Origin of the sequence: Paucidesulfovibrio longus DSM 6739 (genome assembly GCF_000420485.1) — a bacterium.
In the GTDB taxonomy this organism is placed as follows: domain Bacteria; phylum Desulfobacterota; class Desulfovibrionia; order Desulfovibrionales; family Desulfovibrionaceae; genus Paucidesulfovibrio; species Paucidesulfovibrio longus.
This window is the reverse complement of the sequence record NZ_ATVA01000013.1, coordinates 81,226-106,505: the sequence shown is the minus strand read 5'-3', so window position 1 is coordinate 106,505 and position 25,280 is coordinate 81,226. Positions and strand designations below refer to the sequence as shown.

Annotated in this window: 17 protein-coding genes, 1 tRNA gene, 1 other RNA gene and 2 pseudogenes; 16 read left to right on the top strand and 5 right to left on the bottom strand. The window is 51.2% G+C overall.

Annotated features, from left to right (window positions below; genetic code table 11):
* The first annotated feature begins 100 nt into the window (after window positions 1–100).
* On the top strand, window positions 101–904 hold the full coding sequence (locus tag G452_RS0107550) for a PhzF family phenazine biosynthesis protein (protein ID WP_022661657.1): 804 nt from the start codon (window positions 101–103) through the stop codon (window positions 902–904).
* Window positions 905–952: 48 nt separating this feature from the next.
* On the opposite strand, the gene G452_RS0107545 is transcribed toward G452_RS0107550, so the two are convergent.
* Window positions 953–2,923, bottom strand: a complete 1,971-nt coding sequence (locus tag G452_RS0107545) for a peptidase U32 family protein (protein WP_027189102.1) — start codon at window positions 2,921–2,923, stop codon at window positions 953–955.
* A gap of 46 nt (window positions 2,924–2,969) precedes the next feature.
* On the opposite strand from G452_RS0107545, the gene G452_RS0107540 reads away from it, so the two are divergent.
* The 6 genes and pseudogenes from G452_RS0107540 to G452_RS21975 form a co-directional block, all read left to right on the top strand.
* Window positions 2,970–3,755 (top strand): iron-sulfur cluster-binding protein, encoded by a 786-nt coding sequence (locus G452_RS0107540; RefSeq protein ID WP_022661655.1) that lies wholly within the window; start codon window positions 2,970–2,972, stop codon window positions 3,753–3,755.
* 19 nt (window positions 3,756–3,774) lie between these two features.
* Window positions 3,775–4,698, top strand: coding sequence for a dihydroorotate dehydrogenase (locus G452_RS0107535; protein WP_022661654.1), 924 nt, complete (start codon window positions 3,775–3,777; stop codon window positions 4,696–4,698).
* 68 nt (window positions 4,699–4,766) lie between these two features.
* Window positions 4,767–4,858, top strand: a tRNA-Ser gene (locus tag G452_RS0107530).
* A gap of 100 nt (window positions 4,859–4,958) precedes the next feature.
* Window positions 4,959–6,386, top strand: a complete 1,428-nt coding sequence (locus tag G452_RS21110) for a site-specific integrase (RefSeq protein ID WP_081650534.1) — start codon at window positions 4,959–4,961, stop codon at window positions 6,384–6,386.
* Window positions 6,387–6,688: 302 nt separating this feature from the next.
* The gene (locus tag G452_RS21445) at window positions 6,689–8,134 is read left to right on the top strand and encodes a hypothetical protein (protein WP_162141293.1); all 1,446 of its coding nucleotides are present in this window, start codon (window positions 6,689–6,691) and stop codon (window positions 8,132–8,134) included.
* A gap of 268 nt (window positions 8,135–8,402) precedes the next feature.
* Window positions 8,403–8,486, top strand: a pseudogene (locus tag G452_RS21975) (IS1595 family transposase); the annotation flags it as partial.
* A 339-nt stretch (window positions 8,487–8,825) separates the two neighbouring features.
* Here the strand turns inward: G452_RS21975 and G452_RS0107515 are convergent.
* Window positions 8,826–9,377: a recombinase family protein gene (locus G452_RS0107515; RefSeq protein WP_022661651.1), complete on the bottom strand. Its 552-nt coding sequence runs from the start codon at window positions 9,375–9,377 to the stop codon at window positions 8,826–8,828.
* 893 nt (window positions 9,378–10,270) lie between these two features.
* Between G452_RS0107515 and G452_RS21675 the strand changes: the two genes are divergently transcribed.
* The 4 genes from G452_RS21675 to G452_RS21100 are packed head-to-tail and all read left to right on the top strand — an operon-like array spanning window position 10,271 to window position 16,274.
* Window positions 10,271–10,465, top strand: a complete 195-nt coding sequence (locus tag G452_RS21675) for a hypothetical protein (protein WP_022661650.1) — start codon at window positions 10,271–10,273, stop codon at window positions 10,463–10,465.
* A complete protein-coding gene (locus G452_RS21105) occupies window positions 10,458–12,788 on the top strand; it encodes a TerB N-terminal domain-containing protein (protein ID WP_081650533.1) in 2,331 nt (776 codons plus the stop codon). The genes G452_RS21675 and G452_RS21105 overlap by 8 nt, the downstream gene beginning before the upstream one ends.
* Window positions 12,785–14,092 carry an ATP-binding protein gene (locus G452_RS18590; protein WP_040368425.1) on the top strand — a complete coding sequence of 436 codons (1,308 nt, stop codon included), beginning with the start codon at window positions 12,785–12,787 and terminating at the stop codon, window positions 14,090–14,092. The genes G452_RS21105 and G452_RS18590 overlap by 4 nt, the downstream gene beginning before the upstream one ends.
* On the top strand, window positions 14,061–16,274 hold the full coding sequence (locus G452_RS21100; protein WP_040368468.1) for a DEAD/DEAH box helicase: 2,214 nt from the start codon (window positions 14,061–14,063) through the stop codon (window positions 16,272–16,274). Before G452_RS18590 ends, G452_RS21100 begins: the two co-directional genes overlap by 32 nt.
* A 710-nt stretch (window positions 16,275–16,984) precedes the next feature.
* Here the strand turns inward: G452_RS21100 and G452_RS18580 are convergent.
* Entirely contained in the window at window positions 16,985–17,767 is a 783-nt protein-coding gene (locus G452_RS18580) for a substrate-binding periplasmic protein (RefSeq protein WP_022661646.1), read from the bottom strand.
* A 340-nt stretch (window positions 17,768–18,107) separates the two neighbouring features.
* Here G452_RS18580 and G452_RS18575 point away from each other — a divergent pair, with 340 nt between their 5' ends.
* The 3 genes from G452_RS18575 to ffs all read left to right on the top strand — a co-directional run bounded on the left by G452_RS18575 (window position 18,108) and on the right by ffs (window position 22,492).
* Window positions 18,108–19,184 (top strand): efflux RND transporter periplasmic adaptor subunit, encoded by a 1,077-nt coding sequence (locus tag G452_RS18575; protein WP_162141292.1) that lies wholly within the window; start codon window positions 18,108–18,110, stop codon window positions 19,182–19,184.
* Window positions 19,181–22,291, top strand: coding sequence for an efflux RND transporter permease subunit (locus G452_RS0107475; protein ID WP_022661644.1), 3,111 nt, complete (start codon window positions 19,181–19,183; stop codon window positions 22,289–22,291). Before G452_RS18575 ends, G452_RS0107475 begins: the two co-directional genes overlap by 4 nt.
* A gap of 105 nt (window positions 22,292–22,396) precedes the next feature.
* Window positions 22,397–22,492: signal recognition particle sRNA small type (gene ffs, locus G452_RS21095), an RNA gene on the top strand.
* Between the two features lie 59 nt (window positions 22,493–22,551).
* On the opposite strand, the gene G452_RS0107470 is transcribed toward ffs, so the two are convergent.
* On the bottom strand, window positions 22,552–23,307 hold the full coding sequence (locus tag G452_RS0107470) for a peptidoglycan recognition protein family protein (RefSeq protein WP_022661643.1): 756 nt from the start codon (window positions 23,305–23,307) through the stop codon (window positions 22,552–22,554).
* 149 nt (window positions 23,308–23,456) lie between these two features.
* Here G452_RS0107470 and G452_RS0107465 point away from each other — a divergent pair, with 149 nt between their 5' ends.
* Entirely contained in the window at window positions 23,457–24,203 is a 747-nt protein-coding gene (locus G452_RS0107465; RefSeq protein ID WP_022661642.1) for a DUF4198 domain-containing protein, read from the top strand.
* Between the two features lie 74 nt (window positions 24,204–24,277).
* Here G452_RS0107465 and G452_RS21670 read toward each other — a convergent pair whose 3' ends face one another.
* The gene (locus G452_RS21670) at window positions 24,278–24,736 is read right to left on the bottom strand and encodes a hypothetical protein (RefSeq protein ID WP_022661641.1); all 459 of its coding nucleotides are present in this window, start codon (window positions 24,734–24,736) and stop codon (window positions 24,278–24,280) included.
* A 268-nt stretch (window positions 24,737–25,004) separates the two neighbouring features.
* Here G452_RS21670 and G452_RS21945 point away from each other — a divergent pair.
* A pseudogene (locus G452_RS21945) lies at window positions 25,005–25,280 on the top strand (outer membrane protein transport protein); the annotation flags it as partial.

Sequence of the window (25,280 nt, the reverse complement as noted above, 5' to 3'; positions counted from 1 at the left end):
CCGGCGCGTCCCGTGCGGCGGAGCTGCGGAGGATCGTCCTTCGCGGCCAGTGGAACGCCCTGAGGCGTTCCGATTCCCGGACCGCCAGCAGGGGGAAGCCATGAAGCTCGACATCTTCCAGGTGGACGCGTTTTCCGCCGAGGTCTTCGGCGGAAATCCCGCCGCAGTGTTGCCGCTGTACGAGTGGCTCAGCGACGAATTGATGCAGCGCATCGCTCTGGAGAACAATCTTCCGGAAACCGCGTTTTTCGTGCAGCGCGGAGAATACTACGAGTTGCGCTGGTTCACTCCCGGCGGGGAGATCGACCTCTGCGGCCATGCCACCCTCGCCGCCGCGCACGTCCTTTTCGACTACCTTGAATACCCGGATGAGTGCATCGTCTTCGCCACCCGAAGCGGACGGCTGTTCGTGGACCGCGAAGACGGGTGCAGACTTTCCATGGACTTCCCCGCCTGGCCTGCCAAGCCGTTCCAGGTTACGGAAAGAGTCCAGCGCGCGTTGGGCATTCGCCCCGACGAGCTTTATTTTTCAAGGGATTTCATGGCGGTCTACAAGGACGAAGCCACGGTGCGCGCGCTCCGGCCGGACATGGAGCTGGTGAGCCGTCTGGACGGGCTCTGCCTGATCGTGACGGCTCCGGGAGAGGAGTATGATTTCGTCTCCCGCGTCTTCGTGCCCAGCCTGGGCATTCCGGAAGATCCGGTTACGGGATCGGCGCATTGCACCCTGGTCCCGTACTGGGCCAAGCGGCTCGGAAAGTCGGACCTGCGGGCCTACCAGGCATCGGAGCGGGGAGGCGAGCTTTTCTGCCGCGACCTCGGCGACAGGGTCAAGATCGCAGGCTCCGCCGTGCTCTATCTCCGGGGAACCATTCATCTGGAACACGCGGCTTCCTGCGGCTGATCGCGAGGGCGGGGCTGCGCGTCGTTCCGCTCCGGCGGAGCCTGCGTTCTAGAGCAGCTTGAGATCCCAGTTGAACTTGCTGCTGCGGTCCGACGGCCGGATCTTTTTCGGAAGATGCTCGCGAATGGTCAGCAGCCAGGCGTACCCGGCGCGTTCCAGCATTCTGGCCTCGGCCGAGAGATCCAGTTCCCAGTCCGGATAGATCCAGTAATTCTGCCCCAGCGGCTTGACCCAGCAGGTCTCGCCCTTGGGGCTTTTGTATGCCTCGCCGATTTTTACGCCTTCTCCGAGAACGCGGGAAATGCCCAGCGGCCAGAGTCCCTTGAGCACGACGCCGAGGGGCAGGAGGCTTTCGGAAGGCAGGCGCAGGAATTCGTCCTTGGACAGCTCCGGACTGACGAACGATCCGGAAAAGCCCAGATCGGCCAGGGCCTGCACCGCATAGGCATTGGAAATGTTGCAGTGCGGTCCCGCGATCAGCCTGGCGGCGTTGTCGGGCACGAGCCCGGCCTGCCAGGGCGCGCCGAGCACAAGGGTTTGCGCCCCCTTGTCCAGGGCGATCCTGATCATGTCGGCCCAGCGTTCCTCCTCGTTCGGCCAGATCACCGGCGGCAGCCACCACCAGACCAGACGTCCCAGGGAACGCGGAAGGCTTTCCACCAAGCGTTGCTCCAGCCAGAGCCCGGTCATGTCCTGCATCCGGCCCTTGGGCGGGATGCGCATCAGGCTGAGCTGGCGGACCTTGTCCGGTTTGGCCGTGGGCAAGGCGGCAGGGACGAAATTCGAGGCTTCCGGCGCCTCGATCTCAGGTTGCGCCGCAAGTTCCTTTTCCATGCGCCGCAGTTCCGAAATGAGTCCGGGTTCCCGGCGGTCGATGAGGAAGACCCGCATGCCCGCGCTGGCTGCCGGTCCTTTCCCCGGCGGCAGGTCCAGTCGGCCGCCCTTGGGCACGCGCTTGCGTACGGGCAGCACGCGGTGGCCCGTCTCGTCCTCGTAGCCGACCCGCAGCAGGTCGCCGGGAAAAAGGTCGATGCGCGGGTTCAGGTAGGGCCTGCGGTTCACGGTCTTGACCGGACCGATGAACATGCCCGATCCAGTATCCTTGTCCGGCTGCACCGAGGTGAAGGCCCGCTGCGGCAGGAATGCGGAATGGGTGCCGGGCCTTCCCAGGGCCTGTTCCAGCAGGCTCATGGCGTCCTTCTTGGCCTGGGCGTCCTTGGGGCGGTCGCGCAGCAGCCGATAGGCCTTGACGGTATAATAGACGTAATGCGGGCCTTTCTTGCGCCCCTCGATCTTCCAGGCGTTGATCTTGGGAACGTCCAGCAGCGGCTTGGTCAGGATGTCCAGGCTGAGGTCCATGCAGGAAAAGGCGCGGCGGCCCTGGTCGCTTTTCTCGTGGCGGTAGAGGCGGCGGCAGGGCTGCACGCAGCGCCCGCGCAGGCCGCTCTTGCCGCCCATGTAGCTCGACCACCAGCAGCGGCCGGATACGGAGTAGCAGAGAGCGCCGTGCACGAAGATTTCCAGGTCGAGATCGTCGGGGCAGGCCTCGGCCATGCTTCGGGCCTCGTCAAGGCTCAGTTCCCGGGGGATGACCACTCGGCTTGCGCCCAGGTCGCGGGCGATGCGCAGCCCCGCCGGGTGCGAGAGGTTGCCGAGGGTGGAGAGGTGCAGCTCGCCCTGAAACCCGGCTTGCCGCGCCAACAGAAACATGCTTGGATCCTGCACGATGAGCGCGTCGGGCTTCACGATCCGGCTGGCGCGGTCCACGAGTCGTCCGACCGCATCCTCGTCGCCGGGCTTGACCAGGGTGTTCATGGCGACGTACACCTTGACGCCCCGCGCGCGGGCCAGATTTGCCAGCCGCGCAAGTTCGCTGATAGAGAAATTCTGGGCCTGCATGCGGGCCGAGAAGTGTTTCAGCCCCAGGTAGATCGCATCCGCTCCCGCGGCCAGCGCAGCCAGAAAGCTGTCGCGGTCGCCGGCAGGGGCCATGATTTCCGGGGTCTTCCCATCGGACATGTTGTTGTCCTGATTCATCGTATTGCTGCTCAAGAGGGCCTCGCCCATGCTGAAAAAAATTTGCAAGGAAGTCAGAGTAGGAGAAATCCTGCCCGTCGGTCAATCATTGCGGGCCGGAGAGTTCTACGAACTCAGGCTTGAAAGTCCGGGTTGGGACGGGTGGCGTCCCGGTCAGTTCGTCATGCTGCGGCCCTCGGACTGGGATCAGTCTCTGCTCTGGGGGCGTCCCTTCTCGATTTGCCGGGGCGACGCGGATCAGAGCGGCATGTTCAGCGTCTTTTTCCAGAAGGTCGGACGCGGAACGGGACGAATGGCACATCTTCGCGCCGGTGACAAGGTTACGGTCTGGGGGCCGCTCGGCAATTCCTTCGCCGTGGAGCCGGACGTTCCCACGCTGCTCCTTGCGGGCGGGGTCGGCCTGGCTCCGTTCATAGGCTACGCCGAACGCCACCCCAGGCCTGAAAATCTGGAACTGGTGTTCGCCCATCGCGTTCCGGTGGGCTGCTACCCATATGGGGAGCTGGGCGGATTGCGGCGTTCCTGTCTGGAGGAGCGTTCTCCAGCGGATCTTCCTGGCATCATCGATGCCGTGCGCGCGAAGGTCAAGGAATACCGGGACGGGCTGATCCTCTGCTGCGGGCCGACGCCGTTCATGCGCACCGTGCAGGCGGCTGCACTGGAAATCGGCGCGCGCGCCCAGGTCTCGCTGGAAAACCGCATGGCCTGCGGCGTCGGCGCGTGTCTGGGTTGCGTCTGCAAGGACTCCGGCGGCCACCACGTTCAGACCTGCACCCGTGGTCCGGTTTTCTGGGCCAAGGACATCACCCTCTAGCCCGAATCAGGAGATCGTCATGGACCTCAGCGTGCGTTTTGCCGGGCTGGAACTCAAGAACCCCGTGCTGACCGCTTCGGGCACCTTCGGCTTCGGTTTGGAATTTTCCGGTTTCGGAAATCTGGCCGCTCTCGGCGGCATCGTCGCCAAGGGACTCTCCCTCAAGCCGCGCGAAGGCAACCCCATGCCGCGCATTGCGGAAACTCCTTGCGGCATGCTCAACGCCATCGGGATTCAGAATCCCGGGGCGGAGGTATTTGTCAGCAAGATATTGCCCGCCATGCCCTGGAAGGAGACCGCCGTCGTCGCCAATCTCTATGCGTGCGGTCCGGACGAATTCGGAGAGCTGGCCGGAGTCCTGGCTGCGGAGGAAGGCATTGCTGCCCTGGAGGTCAATGTCTCCTGCCCCAACGTCAGCCAGGGAGGTTCGCTTTTCGGCGCGGACCCCCGACAGATCGCCCTCGTCACCGAGGCCGTGAAGAAGCGTGCGGGGAGCAAGCCCGTCTGGGTCAAGCTTTCGCCCAACGTCACGGACATCGCGGTGTGCGCCCGTGCGGCAGAGCAGGGCGGAGCCGACGCACTTTCCCTGATCAACACGCTGACGGGCATGGCCGTGGATGCGAGAACCAGAAGGCCCCGTCTCGCCAACGTCGTCGGAGGACTTTCCGGTCCGGCCGTGAAGCCCGTTGCCCTTCGCTGCGTGCATCAGGCGGTTCAGGCGGTCGGAATTCCCGTGGTCGGCATCGGCGGCATCACCTGCGCCGAGGACGTGCTGGAATTCATCCTTGTGGGCGCGCATGCCGTCCAGGTCGGCACGGCCAATTTCCTGCGGCCGGACTTCGCCTTCCGGCTCGTGGACGAACTCGCGGCCCTGGTGGAACAGTGGGGGATTTCGAGTTGGGAGGAATATCGCGGGTCGCTTGAAATTCCAGGAAAAAACTGATCTCGTAATTTTTTTGCCATTTTGGGCTTGCCAGCCAAATGGTTTTATATTAGGTCAGACTTCCTCGCGGAGAGGTGTCCGAGTCCGGCTTAAGGAGCACGCCTGGAAAGTGTGTGTAGGGGAAACTCTACCGGAGGTTCAAATCCTCTCCTCTCCGCCACGATTTTAATAGGTCTTGTTTTTCAGTATCTTGCTGACAAACAAGGCCTTTTTCTTTGGACTTGCTACAGCGACTTGCTACAGAGCGAGGAGTAACAAGCATGTCCAATTACCCTGGATTAAAGCGGCGTGGTAAGAAAGGAATCTACCAAGTTAGGGTAGCTGTTCCGTCTGATTTGCAGGGCGGGATAGGGCGCAAAGAGGTCACAGTTTCTCTCCGTACTGCTGATTTCGAGAAGGCTGTCGATCGCTATTTTGTCGAAGTCGGTAAAATTCGTGCTGGTTTCAAAACCTGCCGAAATAATTCTACTGGTGAATTCTCCTTCAAGTCTGTTTTCGAGGAGAATCCCATCCAACCCCGTTCTTTGCTCCAGCTTACCCAGAAGCCTCTTGCTGGCCCTTTATTGTCACAAGCCTTTGAAGCATGGTTTTCAAGCCCAGAAACTCGCAAGTGGAAAGCTAACACTGCCAGAGACACCCAAGTTGCACTCAATCATTTTCTCAAAGCGCGTGGGGATCGTCCTTTATGTAGCTATGAGAAAAAGGATGCACGGGAATTCAAGGTTTTGGTGCAAGACCTGCCACCTCGCTGGAACCTACTCAAAATTTTCCGGGGAATGTCACTTGTAGACATTGCGAAGAAGGCGCGGTCGATGGGGATGACTAGGCAGGCAAACAGCACTCTCCGTCGAAATTTGGGCTTTATAGGGGCCTTTTTCAAGTGGGCCGAAAAGAATTACGATGAAGTTCCCCACGGACTGGCACCAATATTCACCATACCCAAGGAAGGAAACGCTAGAGCCGAGCGTAGTCCCTTCACCTTGGAAGAATTGACCGCCATCTTCCACGCTCCGACCTATACGGGATTCATTTCAGCGCGGCATAGGCACAAGCCTGGACCCAATATCATGCGAGACTGTGCAAACTATTGGGTGCCGTTGATTGCTTTGTTCACCGGAATGCGTCTTTATGAGATCGTGCAACTCTATGTCGAGGATGTTGTTGCTGTTGAGCTGGTCGAAGGCGGGAGTGTCTACTGTTTTGACATTAACAAAGAAGGCGAAGACAAAACTCTCAAAACGCCGACCTCAAAACGGCAAATTCCTGTCCACAAAATTTTGATGGACCTCGGCGTTATGTCATATGCGGATAAGATGAAAAGGGCGGGAAGCAAGCGGCTGTTCCCTGATGTTCCACAAGCAAAGAGTGATGGTACATACTCCAGCACATTCTCTAAGCGGTTCCGGCACTTTCTTGATAATTTGGGTATTAAGCACAAGAAAATCTCTTTTCATTCATTTCGGCATTCTTTCGAGGACGCTTGCCGAGATTCCAGTGTTACACAAGAAATTACAGATGCACTCCAAGGTCATGCCCAGAGAGGAATGGCAGGGCGTTATGGCAATGGCTTTTCCCTTGAGGTTTTGTCTGAGGCGATGGAACGATTTCAATATCGTGGACTGGATTTGAGCCATTTAACGAGCCGTGCTGTGATTAGTTGCAGGAGGCATGACTCACATAAAAGCTAAAAGAGAACTGCAATGGAAACGATGCTCCTGTTACTCTCTCAAAAAAGTATGCAATTAACGTCAATTTTATTGCTCACGGTGTTTATAGACTGTAGTAACTATATGACACTCATTCTCTTGACTTTGGCAGATGAAGTATTATTTACTTTATGTGTTTATTGTGTTGTAAACAGTTTTATTAATAATGCAAATTTTGGCTTGAGACAAAGATTATGTTGCTATTAAAGGGTTACAAGGCTTTTCTCCCGCTAATGATAGAATTGTTTACCTTTATACAAAAAAAAAAAAAAAATGGAGTTATTATGGTGTCTATTAGTAATATTAAATTAAATAGTTCTGATAAAATAAAAGCTATTTGGATTAGAAAGTATATTTGTGAAGATTCTGATAAATATCTTGTTGATAACTTTATTCAAAATATTCTTTCTAAAATAGATTTCTCAAATATAAAACCTCAAACAAGAATAAATTTAGTATTGGAACAATTGTTATTAAACTTCATTTACTGTTATTCTAAATATAATGAAGGAATAGTTATCCCTTTTGCATCTGATTATTGGGTTAAATCTAATGCTTATAATCCTCTCGGTTTCAGTAAGGATATAATTCAAATTGTAAACAAGTTAGCTGATTCTGGATTTTTTCAGATTCGTAAAGGCCATAACAATTTTATCTCAGAATATGATGTCAAGAAAGGGAAATGCACAATCATAACTTTAACTGATAAATTTAAGTCAGAGTATTTGAACGCACTTATCGGAAGGGTTCAATTGAGACCTGAAATTGATCCAATCTATGTGCATGAAAAAAAAGTTGAGATGAAAAAAACCGGAAAAAAGAAAAAAGATGGAGAAAGAAGAGAAAGAAAGTCAAAGTATGTGAAGGCAATAAATTATTATGAAAGAAAACCAAAGGTGAGTCACACCGGATTAGGGTTATCTTATCGTATCAATATTGAGAAGGAAGAGGAATTCATAAAAGAATACAATCAACTCTTGTCTCAATTTGAGTTTACAATGGAGGAGATGCCTGATTTCAAAAAAGCCGCATTAGTGCAGTGTGCCTTTGACAATGCTGACACCTTTGCCTTTGGTCAAGTTAGAAGGGTTTTCAATAAAATTGACGATACTAACTTTACCCACGGTGGCAGGTTTTATGGACATTTTATCCAGTGTTTGTACAACCGAAGGCTTGGGGTCGATGGCAAGCCTTTGAAGCTTCGTGAATACATTCTGATTAATGGGAAAAAAACAGTTGAACTGGATTACAACTGCCTACATGCGAATATGTTATATGCCCGTTCTAACAATAAGCCCTTTCAAGGTGATGCATATACAATCAAAGGCTATGAACATTGGCGAAATGAATGCAAAGTCGCAATGCTCATAGTGTTCAATTCGGAAAATAAAGATGAAGCCCAAAAAGCCTTTCAGAAAAAGATTTATGACAGTAACGGTTTTTTGAAAAATCTAACAACTGAAGAAATTGGCACAATTTTCGATGGGCTGATGGAGCTACATGCACCAATAGCAAAGTGGTTCTTTTCTGGAGTCGGCACAAGACTACAAAACATTGATAGCTGCATCGCATCTAATGTCTTAAAATTTTTCACAAAGCAAGAAAAGCCCTGTCTCCCCATTCACGATAGTTTTATTGTCTGGGAAGAAGATGATGAGTTATTACGGAAAAAAATGCTTGAAGAGTATCAGCGTGTGCTTAAAACAAGTAACACCATTGGAATTGGTTAGCTTGAACTGGACAGAATTCCTGCGAGTAGCTCAATGTATGCCTATTCTCTTGCTCAATCGGGCCTGTAACGAAGAAAGCATGACCTATTCAGTTGTCCAGGAGTAATTTATTAAAGTATTCACTTTGACTTTATGAATTTAATGAGGCTGGTTTAAATGTTATTATTTTTGAAATGTTAGGCGTTCCAGTCTCCCTGAGCGTTCGTGTAAACTCGTAGCTGGTAAACTGCGAACTCCCAGATAACTCCGTTGGGGTATCGGTATGGAAATGCGAAAGAGCCGTTTGGGTCGTGAGAAGCAGATCCGTTTGATTGAGCATTTTGTAGCCGGGACAATAGCACTATGTGCCGCTCCATGTCCTGCGACAGGGGAGGCGCGTCAATCTTCCTAAAAATCCAACTTAACAAGCGAAACGAGGAGCATTTTTACGTTTCAGCGATCAAATTGTCCCCTTACACACCATTTTTGGAGTCAATCTTCACCCAGTTTTTGCCGAGGAAGGCTTCAATGAGATCCATCCGCTCGATTTAGGATATAGCATTTTTTGAATAACCACCTGAATCTATAACTTCTTCTCTTGACCATTCTTCCATTGCTATTTGACCTCCAAAATTCAGATACACGTCAAGATAGAAAGAAGCAAAGAAAAGCCCATTGTTACATGGGCCTTTGGGAGTTGATTCATATCTTGTTAAATCTTGATAAGCCTGTAGAGAGTCTGCCTACTAATCCCGAATTCCTCAGCTAGCGTCTTCTTTTCCTCGCCTTCCTCACTGCGCAGCTTGATCTCGCTCATTTCCTCCTCAGAGAGCTTGGGCTTCCTGCCTTTGTACTTGCCCTTGGCCTTGGCCTTGGCAATCCCTTCTGCCTGTCGCTCCCTGATGATAGACCGCTCAAATTGCGAGACAGCCCCAAGCATTTGAAAAAGAAGTGTCTGGGTAGCGTCCATCTTTCCGTTGAATACCCATCCTTCCTTGTGGAATTGAACTGTCACGCCTCTTTCGGTGAGTTCCTTCACTGTGTCTTCAATATCTCTCATGCTTCGCGCAAGGCGGTCCATTGAATGGATGTGAAGGGTATCGGCGTCCCTCAGATAATCCAGACAGGCTTGAAGCTGAGGCCGCTTTGTGGTCGCTCCGCTGATCTTTTCCTCATAAATCTTGTCGAGGTCCACGCCATCAAGTTGACGCTCTGTGTTCTGATCTAACGTGCTGACTCTAATGTAACCAATATGCTTGCTCATGCTGACGATCTCCGGGGGTTGGTTGCTTCAATGTGTTACAAATAGATTTAGACCCAAATGAGAATTGTGTCAACAAAATAAAAATCAACCTTAATGTTACACGAGTACCCTTGCTTTTCAGGGAGTCTGATCGTGTATCATTTGAGTACACCCTAATGAGACAAACTAAACGAAAGGGAAAGAAGAGGGTAGAGAAGCAATCCAAACGTGCCTTAAAAGCCCCGTTGTAGCGATAAACTCAGAGCGTAGACGCATCCTAGAGCTAAAATGGTATTCACCTACCAGAACAGACCTAAAACGCCTTAAATTAATACGAGAGATTGAATATATGGCACTTTTTGAATAATCTTCTAAATTGATTGAAATGAGAAAAACAGAGAACCGAGGTCCACCATGCCCCCCCCCTCGTTTGAATCTTTGAGTACTCGGTATGTTCTATTCGTTCAGGGACTTGGGCATAGATTTTTTGAAGGTTTAATAATTGTGAAACACTGAGCGTACCGATAATTTGCTACCAATTGGTCCGAAGGACTGAGGCTACCTTTAGGTGTCTTCAGTACATTTTCTTTTTCATAGGTAGGAATCAAAGCACCATTGTGCCTATTGTCTGTGTTCTGGTATATGCGTACCCTAGTTCAAAGTCGTCGTAATTCATGAATACTCCTCCAGGGTTAAATTGGTTGAAATCTGAAGGGTATCATCGGCTTTAAGATGTGGTCACGGGTGAATTGCCAGTCCTAATCCCGTGCTGGTGGAAGTCGTAAAGCAGAGAGGGGCAAATGCCAAAAATAAAAAGTGGGAGATTCTGAAAGGCAGTGGATTTACCCAAGCTGCTTTCAGGAAGAAAAAAAGTTTGCCAATAGTGTGTCCAGAAACAGGGATTCGACCTCAAAATGAATCTCCGTTTCATCAAGAGTGCATCGACTCATCAAGAGAAGCTGAAGCGGGTGGAATTTGATAAAATCAAGAAAAAAGATCGAGATGCTTTTCAGGCCGAGCTAGCTGTTTTGGAGCAGAAGATGTCTGAAGTGTATAACAAACTGCTTGTGCCGAAATTTAAATTCAGATGGGAATTAGGTAATGATTGAGATCGTAGTTGTTGTTGCAGTCCTTATTCTATGTGCTGTTGGATTTGCAATAAAACGGAAATATTTAGCAAATCAAAACAAGACAACATTGTTTGATCAAGAAAGTGCAGCAATAGACTCACCTACTAAAAATCAAGAATCAGATTTATATTCAGATAAAAAAATAAATAGTGACGTTCTAGAAAGTGATAAAGTAAGTAATGTAGCTTTTTCACAAGAATTGACGGATTTTAAGATAGATTGTTGCTCAAATTTTGAGGATTCTACTGAAGATTGTTGGATACTACCTGGTAGAGATATTGTTGTTGGCGACAGAAATATCAAATCTGGAATGATTTATGTCAAAGGCCTTTTGTCGACAAAGGGAAAGGATGAAAATTCAGCAGAGTTAATCGACCTTAGGCTTAAGAGAGATCCATCTGGTGCGTATTTTAAAGAATACAATCTACATTCATGGCGTTCATATAGCAACATCTCTCCAAAAGCCCGTGGAGCTTATATTAACTGGCTTGCAGATGGGCGTCCAATTGATGAGGTCAGGGTTGGCTACATCAACATGTTCTTTTCAGGTCTAGAGCGAAGAGTACTTGGCGAAAAACCAAAAAAAAATGAGTTGGAGAGCATTGCTAATGAAGTTAAGCGACTGATGTCTGACTGTCAATACAACACGTATATCCCAGAATATGATTCATTTTGCAATCGAGCTAAGAAGTTTTTGCAGTATATAAAGCTAGAGATAAATGATTGGATGCACACTACAGTAATTAACTATAATCATCTTGGAAAAGAAGTCTTTCCTGTCACATTTGTAATGGCTTTAGGTCGAATGGTTGAGGATAAAAAACCACTGCCGTGGGAATTAGCCCTTGAATGGTCATTCCGATATTTAAAAAATAGGATTCGTAAACCAGCAAAGCAATGCCCTTCAGAATTGGCTTTATTGTTTAAGAAGAGATACCTAGACAAATTTGGTGAGGGACTTGTTGTCTCTCAATACGAAAAACGTGAGGTTGTTTTATACTATCCAGTGAATCCATCAATCGGAAATTCTGTTGTTCAGGTATCTGATGCAAGTAACTTTCTGGACACATATACAGAATTAAGACTCATAATTGATTCATGTTTAGAGCAGCTAGACAGCCTTAGTCGTTTTAAGAGTAAAGTAAAATTATCAGAGCATACACTTATGAGTTATGCTCTCTTACCTCACGAGATTGTATGCGAATTTGAGCCTAATGATTTGAATCAGCTACGCCATATTTGTGAAATCTCTTTTGAAGATGGTGCAGAGATAGCAAATATCTCTGTTGACACTATTACGGATTTGTGGATGCCAACCGACAGACGGATGAGCCATACAGATTCACAGCTGCTTGCAGTTGTTTTAGATAGGATTGGATATGGGATGGAACCTGATGTCAGATATATGCGTCCACTCAAAACAATAGGAAAAGGGATTTGTATTTTTAACAACTCAAATGCTCACGAAGCCCTCTCCAATATGAATTTTGAACTCATATTAGTTGTTGCACATTTGTCAGCACTAGTCGCATTGGCAAATGGTAAAAATCATCATGGGAAGAAATATGTGCTCAATCAGCTCAAGTTGTTTTTGAGTTTGAATTCTACCGAAGAAAAAAGAACGACTGCATATTTTGAGTGGGTCTTTGAATTTTCACCAAGCCTGACGGGGTTGAAGCCCTTGGTTAATAAACTTGATGAATCCGAACGGAAAAAAATCCTCAGCTTTTTATTAGGCATTATAGGTGGAGATGGAATTATACATTCAGACGAAATTAACATGTTGGAAAAAGCTTACAAAACGTTAGGACTGAACTCAGCAGGTATTCAAAATAGTTTGCACCGCCTGCTCACCATGAATGAAGGTCAGCCTGTTGTTGTTAAAGAGGCTACAAGCGAAGATCATAATTACTCCATTCCTAGCGTGCCGATTAAAGGCGATCATGTCGGTGTGGAATTGGATGCGGAGCGGTTACAAGCTAGGCAGAAACAAACTCTTGAAGTTGTAAGATTGCTTGACGAAGTTTTTGTTGCTGAAGAATTTAAACCAGAGCCATACCTGGAGGAACCTAATTTGCTTGGCCTTGATAGTCTCCATATGAATCTTCTGCGACGACTCAGCGAACGAGATACTTGGGATTATTTTACCTTTGAAAATATTGCGGGTGAATATGGGCTAATGCCTTCAGGAGCATTAGAAACAATAAATGATGCCGCGTTGGGATATTTTGACGATGAAGTACTTATTGACGAAGAAGATGTCATAATAAATAGAGACGTTATCGAAAGGATGTTGTCATGAGCCAGCAGATAAAAATACGAGCTAAAGAACGCAATGCAATTATAACATCATTGCGGTCTGGTGTTGTACCCCGCATCGGTTTGCAACATATTCAAGTTGGACGTGCACTCGAAGTTAAAAACATACTCAATGATATTGAAACTGTGGCTGATGGTGGTTCATCGTTTCGCCTTGTGATTGGCGAGTATGGTTCGGGGAAAACATTTTTTATGAACCTTGTCCGCACAGTCGCTTTGGAAAAAAGACTAGTTACTGTTCATGCTGATATGACACCAGAGCGGCGATTGCATTCAACTAAAGGGCAAGGTCAAGCGTTGTACAAAGAATTAGTAAGAAATCTTGCAACCAGAGCGAAACCTGAAGGTGGTGCTTTAGCTTCTGTAGTTGAAAAATTTATTTCAGTCGCCTTACAAGAATCTAGAAGAGATGGAGTAGAAGCAAGTCAGATTATTCACACTCGTCTTCATGGGCTAACAGAGTTAGTGGGAGGATATGATTTTGCCGATGTGATTAACGCGTATTGGAAGGGGCATGATTCAGGAAACGAACAACTAAAGGACGATGCTATCCGCTGGTTAAGGGGAGAATTTACTACAAAAACAGAAGCAATATCGGCACTTGGTGTTAGAACATTTATCAATGACTCCTCAATGTATGATTACCTCAAGATATTGTCGCGATTTGTCCGACTCGCTGGATATGATGGCTTGCTTGTATGTGTGGATGAGATGGTGAATATTTACAAAATTAACCACTCTGTCAGCCGGAAAAATAACTACGAGCAGTTGTTGCGTATTTTAAACGATGCTCTTCAAGGGAATTGTGAAGGACTGTTTTTTCTCATGGGAGGAACCCCCGACTTCTTGTTCGATGCCAGGCGTGGACTTTTTAGCTACGAAGCTCTTCAATCTCGCTTAGCGATCAACTCGTTTGCTTCTGGCGAATATGTAGATATGAGCGGTCCAGTCATAAACCTAGCTAAGCTTACTCCAGAAGATATGTACCTTCTACTGGAGCGATTAAGACATGTTTTCGCAAGCGGATTACAAGAAAAATATGCGCTACCTGACGAAGCGTTAACTAAATTTCTTGAGCACTGTCATCAGAATATTGGTCAGGCTTATTTTGAGACTCCGCGCAATACGATTAAAGCATTTCTCGATCTACTAGCTATTTTAGAGCAAAATCCGAATGCCTCTTGGACAGAATTATTACATTCGGTGAGTGTTGAACAAGATTATGCTGACTCTGATATGGAATTGGTGACATCCAATGATGACGAACTCGCAACATTCAGAATCTAAGGCGTTTTATCTTCTGCACCCAACTCTTCAAAGGTGGATATGGAAGCAACGTTGGACAAATCTCAGAGATATTCAAGAAGAAGCTATTCATTCCATTTTAGCAAATGATCGGGATGTAATTATTTCCGCCGCAACTGCCGGCGGAAAGACTGAAGCTGCTTTTCTTCCAGTCTTAAGTGATGTGCTTAGAACCAATTCGGAAGGGGTCGCTGTTCTTGGGATTATACCGTTAAAAGCATTGATCAATGATCAATATCAAAGACTAGAGAGTCTAACTCAAGCAACCGGCATTCCTGTTTTTGCATGGCATGGTGATGTAACTGCATCAAAAAAAAATAAAGCTCTGGCGTCTTCTGGAAGTGTGTTGTTGATCACACCCGAGTCTTTAGAAGCTCTTTTTGTTACGCGACCTGATCAAACCATGCGAGCGTTTCGATCTCTGAATAGAATAATTGTCGATGAGTTACATGTATTTATCGGCGCAGAACGGGGGAGGCAGCTTCAAAGCCTTATGCATCGTGTAGAGTACGTTGTTGGAAAGAAGATCCCAAGAATTGGTTTGAGTGCAACTCTTGGAGATATGTTGATGGCTTCCGATTTTCTACGGCATGATAAGACTATGCCGTGTGATACTTTGCAAGCAAAGACTGGCGGAAGAGAGTTACGTGTCCAGCTACGAGGTTATCACAGAGAAATTTCTGACGATAAAAGTAATAATATACTGGAATCCAAAAAGGATAAAGCATTAGCGAAACATCTATTTAATCACCTCCGAGGTAGCAATAATCTCATTTTTTCAAATTCTAGAATGGGAGTGGAGGGGCTCACGGATGATCTTCGTGCACTATGTGACGAGTTGAAAATGCCTAACGAGTTTTTCCCTCATCATGGAAATTTGTCGAAATCATTTCGAGAGGACATAGAAAGCCGGATTAAAAAACAGAGTCTCCCCACATCGGTCGTTTGTACTAGTTCACTAGAATTAGGAATAGATATTGGTTCTGTAAAAAGCGTTGCTCAAATTGGTCCTCCACCTTCTGTATCAAGTCTTTGTCAAAGAATTGGACGGTCCGGTAGAACTGAAGGGGCTCCTGCAATACTTAGAAACTACATAACCGAATTTGAACATGTGAACGAAAGCAAACGTTCATTGGATGAGATTCTTTTTTTAGGAATGATACAAGCAATTGCTATGATCCACTTGCTGGTGAGAGGATGGGTTGAACCGCCATATCCTGACAGGTTGCATCTTTCGACATTTGTTCAGCAGCTATTGTCGGTAATTACGCAATATAATGGAGCAAGACCTGTTTTTCTATGGAACCTTCTATGTGAAACTGGTCCGTTTTCTTCAATTACTATTAAAATATTCAAGCACATATTAACCCGTCTAGGGGAAAAGGATGTTCTTCATCAGAGTAAAGATGGTACTTTGCTACTTGGACTGAGAGGCGAAAAGATTGTTGAACATTATGGATTTTATGCGGCTTTCATGTCCCCTGAAGAGCTAACTGTCGTGGCTGGGGGTAAGGTATTAGGAACACTTTGTCCCAACAAAGATTTATGTGCTGGAGTTACGATTGTTTTTGCTGGGAGAAGGTGGATAGTCAATTCATATGACCAACAAAGAAAACAACTACATGTGTCACCTTCGTCAACTGGCAAGGTTCCTGTATTTTATGGAGGAGAAGGGCCAATTGTTCACGATGAAGTCAGAAGTGAGATGGTGCGTTGCCTAAAATCAAGCAACATTCCAATATTTCTTGATGTTAAAGCAAAAGAAATGCTTGAAAAAGCAAGATCAAATTTCGCAAAAATAAATCAAAACGGAAGAATTCTATTTCGAACAAAGAATAATACCACATTTATAATTTGGAAAGGCGACAAAGTCTGCTACACAATCCATTTACTGCTGTTAAGAGCAGGATTGTCATCTCGCATAGCGGGGTGTGTGTTTCAGGTCTCTAATGTATCACCGGACAAACTGCTTGAAATATTGGAACAGATCATATCTCAGCCTTTGCCAGAAGAGTCTGATTTAACTAAGTGGGTAGAGGTTAAAGGGCGTGAAAAATATGACTATTTGCTAGATGACTATCTATTAGATGTCTCCTGTTGTGTCGGATTGTTAGATCTAGAAGGAGCTAGAATAGCTGTTGCTGAGTTTTGTACTGCCAGTTAGTTTTTAAGAACACATCGTTTTATTCTATAGCGATGAAGTATAAAAGGAAGTAAGTTTGCTCCTTCTACATTAGAAATAGTGATTTTCGGCATAAAGGCTTCACAACAAGACAGAATAATGATTCTTGAGTTTCTTGAGAATACAGAATGGAAGAATTTTTGTGTTATAGACTATAGAAAGGCTAAAAGAACTATCAAACTAGAAGCAAATGACATCTTAGTTTAGTGAATATTGGAGAGTTTGCAATGGTTTAGTTGGCAATTATTTAATCTAAAAGTTAGAATATAAAAAAGGCGTTTGTTTCACATTAGGTCAAAATGACTCCGAGATTTGGTCAACCAAGTGGTCAATTGGCTGTCGACCAAACTCTCAAGAGCACTGAATAAAGTTGTGTTTGAGGATGTGTGAGGCCAGTATTGGGGGGAGTTTCATTGATTTTTGCTACAGAGACGTGCTACAGAACATCACAGAGTCGCTGTTGTGACATACTGAAAACTTGATCTGTCGGAACCTGATTTCTCATACATAACTATTTGAGATTTAAAGGTGTCCGAGTCCGGCTTAAGGAGCACGCCTGGAAAGTGTGTGTAGGGGAAACTCTACCGGAGGTTCAAATCCTCTCCTCTCCGCCAGATTGAAAATCAGCCCTGGAGCAATCCAGGGCTTTTTCTTTTTTGGCCGCAGCGTGTTCCCGTTGCGTTCTCAGCCGTTCAGTTCGAAGGCTTGTTCCGGTCCGTATATCTCGCAAGAATCTTCCGCATGGTGCCGTCCCGGCGCATTTGTTCTATGATTCCGTCGAACGACTGTTCCACAAGGACGGCCAGAGGGCATCTCTTCCGGACGAGCAGGTGGAATGGCATGGATGTCAGTTCGATTTTCGTATCCAGGATGTCCTTTTCCAATCCGGCGTTCTGGATTTCCGGCCACGCCCCCAGCGGCCATTCAATGACCAGGTCGCCTCGATGGTGCGCGAGCATCAGCCATACGCTGCGCAATGTCGGCGATTCCTCGACCGTGATTCCCAAGGAGGCGACATTGTCCCTGCTCCAGCCATTGGTCGTGTAGGTGATGACCGAGAATCCGAACTCCTTGATGTCCTGGAGCTTTTTTATGCCGAGGATTTCCTGGAATCTGGGGTGACCCTGGTAGGTGAAGACGTTCATGGACTTGCGGTAGAACGGCGTCGCATGGGTCAAGGTGTATTCGGACCGCTCCCGCGTGGGAACGGTGATCATGGCGTCCTGCATGCCGCCTTGCACGAGAGCCTGGCATCTAGACCAGGGAAAGGCTGTCCAGGTCGTTTCGATGTGCATCCTGCCCAGGGCTTCGGAAATAATTTCATAGAACAGTCCTTCCATCTCCCCTTGGCCGGTTCGGTAAAAAAAGGGCTTGAATTCAGGGTAGGCGATGCGCAGCGTTTCTGGCTTCGCCGTTTCGGCGAAGATCAGGAGGTGAAGACAAAGAAATATCGTCAAAAAAGCGAATTTCGACATCCCTGCTCCAGACCGGGCTATTGCTGGGTGTTGGGAATACGGTATGTTTTTGATAGCACACGGGGAAGCGATGTCACAATATGAAAGGCGAGAAGCTCGTGGCCTTTGAAATAGCGTCCACGGCTTCTGGGGCTGTAGGCGTGTCAAACTACTTGTGGACCGCCTGGGGACATATTAAGAAACCGGAGGACCAAGCTGAAATTCTTCGACATCGCTGCCGAATCATAATGATTTCAATCCACAACGTTGGAGCTCCCGCTTGATGCCTTCCCGAATCATATTTTATGGGTATGCTCTTCGTCGCTTTGCACCGCTTGCGCTTTGTCTGCTGGCGGTCTTTTTGTTTTTCGGCTGCGACGCAGGCGAGAAGGCCGGCAAGGGGGATAAGTCCGTGCCCGTGGTGGCGGCCAAGGCCGAACTGCGGGTCGTGCCCAGCGTCATCCGCGCCGTTGGAAACCTGGATCCGCTGGCCACGGTGGACGTGCGCACCCGCGTGGGCGGCATGATTCAGGAGCAGTTCGTGCGGGACGGCCAGGACGTGCAGGAAGGGGACATCCTCTTCCAGATTGATCCGCGCCCCTTCGAGCTGGCCGTGCAGGAAGCCCGCGCCCGTCTGGAGCGGGATCGCGCCCAGCTGGCCAACGCTCAGTCCGGTCTGCGCCGCTACGCGCAGCTCAAGGAGCAGAAAGTGGTGGCCGAAGGGCAGTATGACGATTCCTATGCGGCGGCCAAGACGCTGGAAGGGACGATCAAACTCGACCAGGCCACTTTGGACAGGGCGCTGCTTGATCTCGAATATTCCACTATCCGCGCCCCCATTTCCGGCCGTGTCGGAAACGTCCTGCTCAACAAGGGCAATCTCGTGGAAGCCAACGACGATGATCCCCTGGTCACGATCAATCAGATCCGTCCCATCCTGGTCACGTTCTCCGTGCCGGAAGCGCACCTGCCTTCCATTCAGGAACAAATGGCCAAGGGCGCGCTCGCGGCCCAGGCATTCGTGCAGGGCGACGAGACAAGGCCGGAAGAGGGCGAGCTCTACTCCGTGGACAACGCGGTGGACCGCGATACGGGGAGTATCCGTCTCAAGGCGCTTTTCCCCAATGACGAGGGGCGACTCTGGCCCGGCCAGTTCGTGCGGGTGATCTTGCAGCTGGGCGAGCGCAGCGGAGTGGTGGTTCCTTCGGGCGCGGTCCTCGATGGTCTCAAGGGAACCTACGTCTATGTCGTTCGACAGGATTCAACGGTGGAGGCCCGCCCCGTGAAGGTCGTGGCCGTCTTCGACAGAGTGACCCTGCTGGGCGACGGACTTGCCGACGGCGAGATCGTGGTCGCGGAGGGGCAGTTGCGGCTCGAACCCGGCACCAAGGTCGTGATCGCGGGCGATCCGCAGCCGGTTTCCGAGGTCGGTCCTTGAACCCGGCGCGCATCTTCATCACCCGGCCGGTCATGACCACGCTGGTCATGTGTTCGGTCCTCATCTTCGGGGCCATGGCCTATTTCAAGCTGCCTGTCAGCGCCCTGCCGAGCGTCGACTTCCCCACGGTGGAGGTGCGCGCGTCCCTGGCCGGGGCCAACCCGGAAACCATGGCCTCGGCAGTGGCCACCCCGCTCGAAAAGGAGCTTTCCGCCATTGCCGGGCTGAGTTCCATGACCTCTACCAGCGGGCTCGGTTCGACACGCATCACCCTGCAATTCGACCTCGATCGCAGCATCGACGGCGCGGCCCAGGATGTCCAGTCGGCCATATCCGCGGCGCAGCGCAACCTGCCTTCGGACATGTCCTCGCCGCCGACCTTCCGCAAGGTCAACCCCGCGGACAGCCCGATCCTGTATCTCGCGATCTATTCCCCGACGCTGCGGCTCTCCGACGTGGACGAATATGCGGAATCGCTCCTGGCGCAGCGGATTTCCATGGTTTCCGGCGTGGCGCAGGTCATGGTCTACGGAGCCCAGAAATATGCGGTGCGCATCCAGCTCGATCCTGAAGCCATGGCTTCGCGCGGCATCGGCGTGGACGAGGTGGCGGAGGCGGTGCGCAAGGGCAACGTGAACATGCCGGTGGGCGTCGTGGCCGGGACCGCACGGGAATACACGGTCCGCTCCAGCGGCCAGCTCATGGACGCGGCCGCGTACAGGCCGTTGGTCGTGGCTTGGCGCAACGGGTCCGCCGTGCGTCTGGACGAAATCGGCAAGGTCGAGGACAGCGTTGACGAGAGCCGTCGCCGCAACTGGTTCAACGGTCAGCCCGGCATGGTCCTGGCCGTCCAGCGGCAGCCCGGAAGCAATACCGTTCAGGTTTCCGAGGCAATTCAGGCCCTGCTGCCCGTGTTTCGCGCCCAGCTGCCCGCCGCGGTCAAGCTGGACGTGCTCTACGATCGCGCCGAGTCCATCAAGGAAAGCGTGAACGAGGTGAAATTCACGCTCGGCCTCACCGTGGTGCTCGTGGTCCTGGTCATTTTCGTTTTTCTGCGCAATCTTCGGGCAACGATCATTCCGAGTCTCGCGCTGCCCCTGTCCGTGGTCGGCTCGTTCATGGTCATGTATCTCTTCGACTTCAGCCTGAACAATATTTCGCTCATGGCTCTGACGCTTTCGGTGGGATTCGTCGTGGACGACGCCATCGTCATGCTCGAGAACGTCATTCGCCACAGGGAAATGGGCAAACCCGCCTTCCAGGCGGCCATGGACGGTTCGCACGAGATCGGCTGGACCATCATTTCCATGACCGTATCCCTGGCCGCGGTATTCATACCCGTGCTGTTCATGGGAGGCGTCGTGGGGCGGCTCTTCCACGAATTCGCCGTGACCATTTCCGCAGCCATCCTGATCTCCGGCATGGTTTCCCTGAGCCTGACGCCCATGCTCTGCAACTACATGCTCCGTTCGGACACGGGGCACGGCACGCACGGGCGATTCTACCGGCTGACGGAGCAGGGCTTCGAAGCCTTGCGTTCGGCGTATGAACGCACGCTTCGGCTCACCATTCGACATCGCCGCCTGACCATGGCGTTTTCCTTGCTTCTTCTTGTGGTTACGGCTTATCTGTTTGCCGTCATCCCGAAAGGGTTCCTGCCGAACGAGGATGCCGGACAGATCCGCATCACCACGGAAGCGGAGCAGGGCGTGCCCTTCGACGTGATGACCGAGCGGCAGATGGAGCTGGCCAAGATCGTGGCTTCCGATCCCGCTGTCGATTCGTACATGTCCGTGGTCGGCGCAGGAGGCCCGAACAGCTCCGGAAACGCCGGACGCCTGATCCTGCGTCTCAAGCCCAGGGGCGAGCGCGAAGAGATCAACGTCATCGTGAAACGGCTCAAGGCAAACCTGTCCAAGGTGCCCGGCATCAAGTCCGTGGTTTCGGTTCCTCCGCCGGTGCGCATCGGCGGGAGAAGCTCCAAGGGACAATATCAATACACGCTGCAAAGTCAGGACACGGACGAGCTGAACCGCTACGCATTGCTGCTCGAAGAAAAGCTGGCGACGATCCCCGGACTTCAGGACGTCAGCAGCGACCTGGAGTTGCGCAATCCCCAGCTTCGCGTGGAAATCGACCGCGACCGCGCCGCTGCGCTGGGCATCTCGGCCTATCAGATCGAGGATGCCCTGGCCACGGCCTACGGCAACCGGAAGGTTTCCACCATCTATGCCGCCAATAATTCCTATGACGTGATCATGGAGCTGGACTCCAGGTTCCAGTCCGGGCCGGATGCGCTCAAGCAGCTCTATGTGCGTTCGAGCACCGGAAAGCTGATTCCCCTGGAAACGCTGACGAGCCGGAGCCTGGGCGTCGGACCGCAATCCGTGAACCACTCCGGGCAGCTTCCGTCCGCGACGATATCATTCAACCTGATGCCCGGCGCATCGCTCGGAACGGCCGTGGCCGAGGTGGAACGAATGGCGCTGGAATCGCTGCCCGACACGATCACCACGAGCTTCCAGGGGGAGGCGCAAGCCTTTCAGGAGTCCATGAGCGGCTTCTGGATGCTGCTCGGCGTTTCCATCTTGGTGATCTACATGGTGCTCGGCGTGTTGTATGAAAGTTTCATCCATCCGCTCACGATTCTTTCCGGTCTTCCCTCCGCCGGAGCCGGAGCCTTGTTGACGCTGCTGCTTTTCGGGCTTGATCTGGACATCTACGGTTTCGTCGGTGTGATCATGCTCATAGGCATCGTCAAGAAAAACGCGATCATGATGATCGACTTCGCCTTGGACAATCAGCGTCGGGAGGGCAGCGGAGCGGAAGACGCCATTTTTGCCGGCGCATTGGTCCGCTTCCGCCCGATCATGATGACGACCATGGCCGCGCTCATGGGCACGCTCCCCATCGCCCTTGGCATGGGGGCGGGAGCCGAGGCGCGCAGGCCGCTGGGACTCGCCGTTGTCGGCGGTCTGCTCGTGTCCCAGCTGCTGACGCTGTACTTCACCCCTGTATATTATATCTATCTGGATAAGCTCCAAAAACGGGTGCAGCGAATCTTCGGCGGCGGCAACGGCAAGGGAGCCGCATCGCTCAAGGCGTAGCTTCAGGCTCTGGACCGGGATGCGGCTACGGCACTTGACGGGCGAGGCCAATCTGCGTAAGAACTACACCCCGGCTGCGGTCGGCTGTTCTTTGTCGTGATGATACCAGAGAAGCCGGGCGGCGGTTGCGCCGTGAACCCCGTCAGGCCCGAAAGGGAGCAGCGGTAGCGGTTGTTGCCGGGTGCCTGGCTTCTCTGAAAAGCGCGTTTGCATAACTATTTGCAAACGCGCTTTTTTTGTGCCTTGGGAGGGGGATGTGTTCAGCGCGGACGGGGGTAGCGCACCGAGCCGGAGCGTTTTCGGCCTGACGACCGTCCGGAGAAACCGGAGGAGTGGCGATTCGTCCGGGAGCGGCGTTTCGTAAAGAAGCGCAGGAGGCTCCAGGCGAGCAGGAAAACGCCGGAAACAGCCGCGTGGATCAGGAGCAGGAAGCGTGGATAGGTGCCCAGGCTCAGACCCGTGGAAGCGAGGGCCTGATCCTGCTGCGCGGCGATCTCCGGCGGGCATTGATTGGCAAGATCACGCATCCAGCGCAGCATTTCCTCTTTCTGGATATGTTTTCCGGGGCATACGCTCGGACTGACGTCCCTGTGAAACATGATTCGATCCGGCGGCACGTCGAAGCGCTTGCTGAGCTCTCGCAAAGCGCGTCCCAGAGCGGGGCGCATCTCTTCCGGAAATTCCTCCGCCTGATAATTGCCGATAATGCAAAGATGCAGGCCGCGCAGGTTGGCGCGCTGGTTCCGTGTGGCCGGTCCGGGGGAGAGGTCGCGGTAGTGTCCCGTGGGTTCGAGCGCGCCTGCCGGAAGCTCTGCGCTGCCGTTGGACATGATCAACTGATAGGCCGCGTCGTCCCAGCCGCGTTTGGCGTGCATTGCTTTGATGTCGGCGTAGTCTCCTGTCCTGGTGGCGGAGTGGTGCACCACGATGGAGTCGAACCGCCATCTTTCGGCGTTCCAGGCCAGGAGGGAATTGATTGCCGCAAGAAGCAGGAGGAGGAGGAAACCTGGGCGCATGGCGCCTTGTATCAGGAAAGGCGAGATTGTGGCAACGTTGAGGATTCGTGCGATTGTATCGTGACAAAAATCAATTTCGTAATTGACCCGTGTTACCTAAATAAATATAGTGCCAAGGAAAGCGACACCGAATTCCATCAGGAGGGAGTATGAAACTCGTTAGAATTGTTTGCGTTTCCATCGCACTTATCGCGTTTGCAGCCACCAGCGCATTGGCGCACTTTGGGATGGTCATTCCGGACAAGGACGAAGTGACCCAAAGCGACAAGAATCTGCATCTGGTCCTTTCGTTTTCCCATCCGTTTGAAGGGATCGGAATGGATCTGGAAAAACCCGCCACGTTCGCAGTGTACCAGGATGGCAAGGCACAGGATCTTTTGCCTGGGCTGAAGCAAACCAAGGTGATGGACCATCAGGCCTGGGAATCCGATTTTGCCGTAAAGCGTCCCGGCATGTATGTTTTCTTCATGGAACCGAAGCCTTATCCCGAACCGGCAGAGAATAACTACATCATTCACTACACGAAGACCGTGGTCGACGCCTTTGAGGGCGGCGAGGAGTGGAACCAGCCCATAGGGGTGAAGACCGAGATCGTTCCGTTGACCCGTCCCTTTGGAAACTATGCGGGCAACGTTTTCCAGGGCGTGGTCCTTCTGGACGGGAAACCTGTTCCCTATTCGCGCGTCGAGGTTGAGTTCTACAACAAGGACGGAAAGCGGAATGCGCCGAACGGCAGGATGATCACTCAGGAAGTGCTGGCCGACGGCAACGGCGTGTTTACGTTTGCCTGCCCCTGGCAGGGCTGGTGGGGTTTTGCCGCGCTGAACGACGCTGATTACAAGATCGAAGGCAAGGACGTAGAGCTGGGCGCGGTGCTGTGGATTGAAATGCAGTAGCCCGGATTGCCGAATACATGAAAAAGCGCCCGGTCATGGCCGGGCGCTTTTTTTTCGTCAGCGAGGAACCAGGATCAGGATTCGCTTGTTTCAGGAACAGGCTCCATGAAGTCGGCCTCGTTGTCCTGTTCATACAGAAGGCGCAGCATGTCCGGAACCATTTCGTCGGGAAACGCCCCGATGAAGCCTCCTAGCCCCGCTCCCGCGCAGGCGCTGGTCGCCGTATGCAGCTGGTCGCCTACAAGCGCCTGGATAAGGATGCCCAGAAGCGCGCCCAAAAGCGAACCGATGATCACGCCGTCGTTGCTTTGCCCCATGTAGGCGTTCAATCCCCGCATGATCCTGAAAACGTTCTTAATGAAAAAGCCGAGGAAGCTGCCGAGAAAGGCCGCGGTTCCAAGCAGGATCAACCCACTGAAAAAGTTGAATGTAAGCGCCTGATGCGACCAGTGCTGCTCGCATACTCCCGCGACTCCGCCTGTCAGCATCAATCCGAAAAAACACTTTTGACGAATCTTACCGAGAGTGTTCACACGACCTCCTGGATCTGCATGAGAGAAGTTTTTTCGATTTCTCGAGATGGATCGAAAATTAGGCCTGATGTCGGTTCTGGGGCCATGTCGACTTCCAACGCCTTACTGATCGGCAGTTTCCCGCAATTGTTTATGTTTACATTATGTTAATTTTTGGCTAAACACCTTGCGAAGTTAGTAACAAACTATTCCACGAGTTGGCCCTAGCGGCGATTTGAGTCCACCAACCCCTGAAGTGTTACCCTTCAGGGCACAGACGAGTGCGCAGATGAAGAAGGTAATTATTTGTACAATTGTGGCTCTAGGAATGTGGGCGCTCACTTTTATTGCCGTTCTTCCTAAACAGGCGGACGCGGCGGGCTTCGCGCTTTACGAATGGGACAACAGGGCCAACGCCATGGGCGGCGCAGTCATCGCGAGCCAGGATCCGAACGCATCCACCGTTGCGTACAACCCCGCTGCCATGACCCGGATCGAAGGTGCGAGCACGTTGTTCGGCGCGACCATCATCGCCCCCAGCGCGGACGTGAACATCAAGAACGGC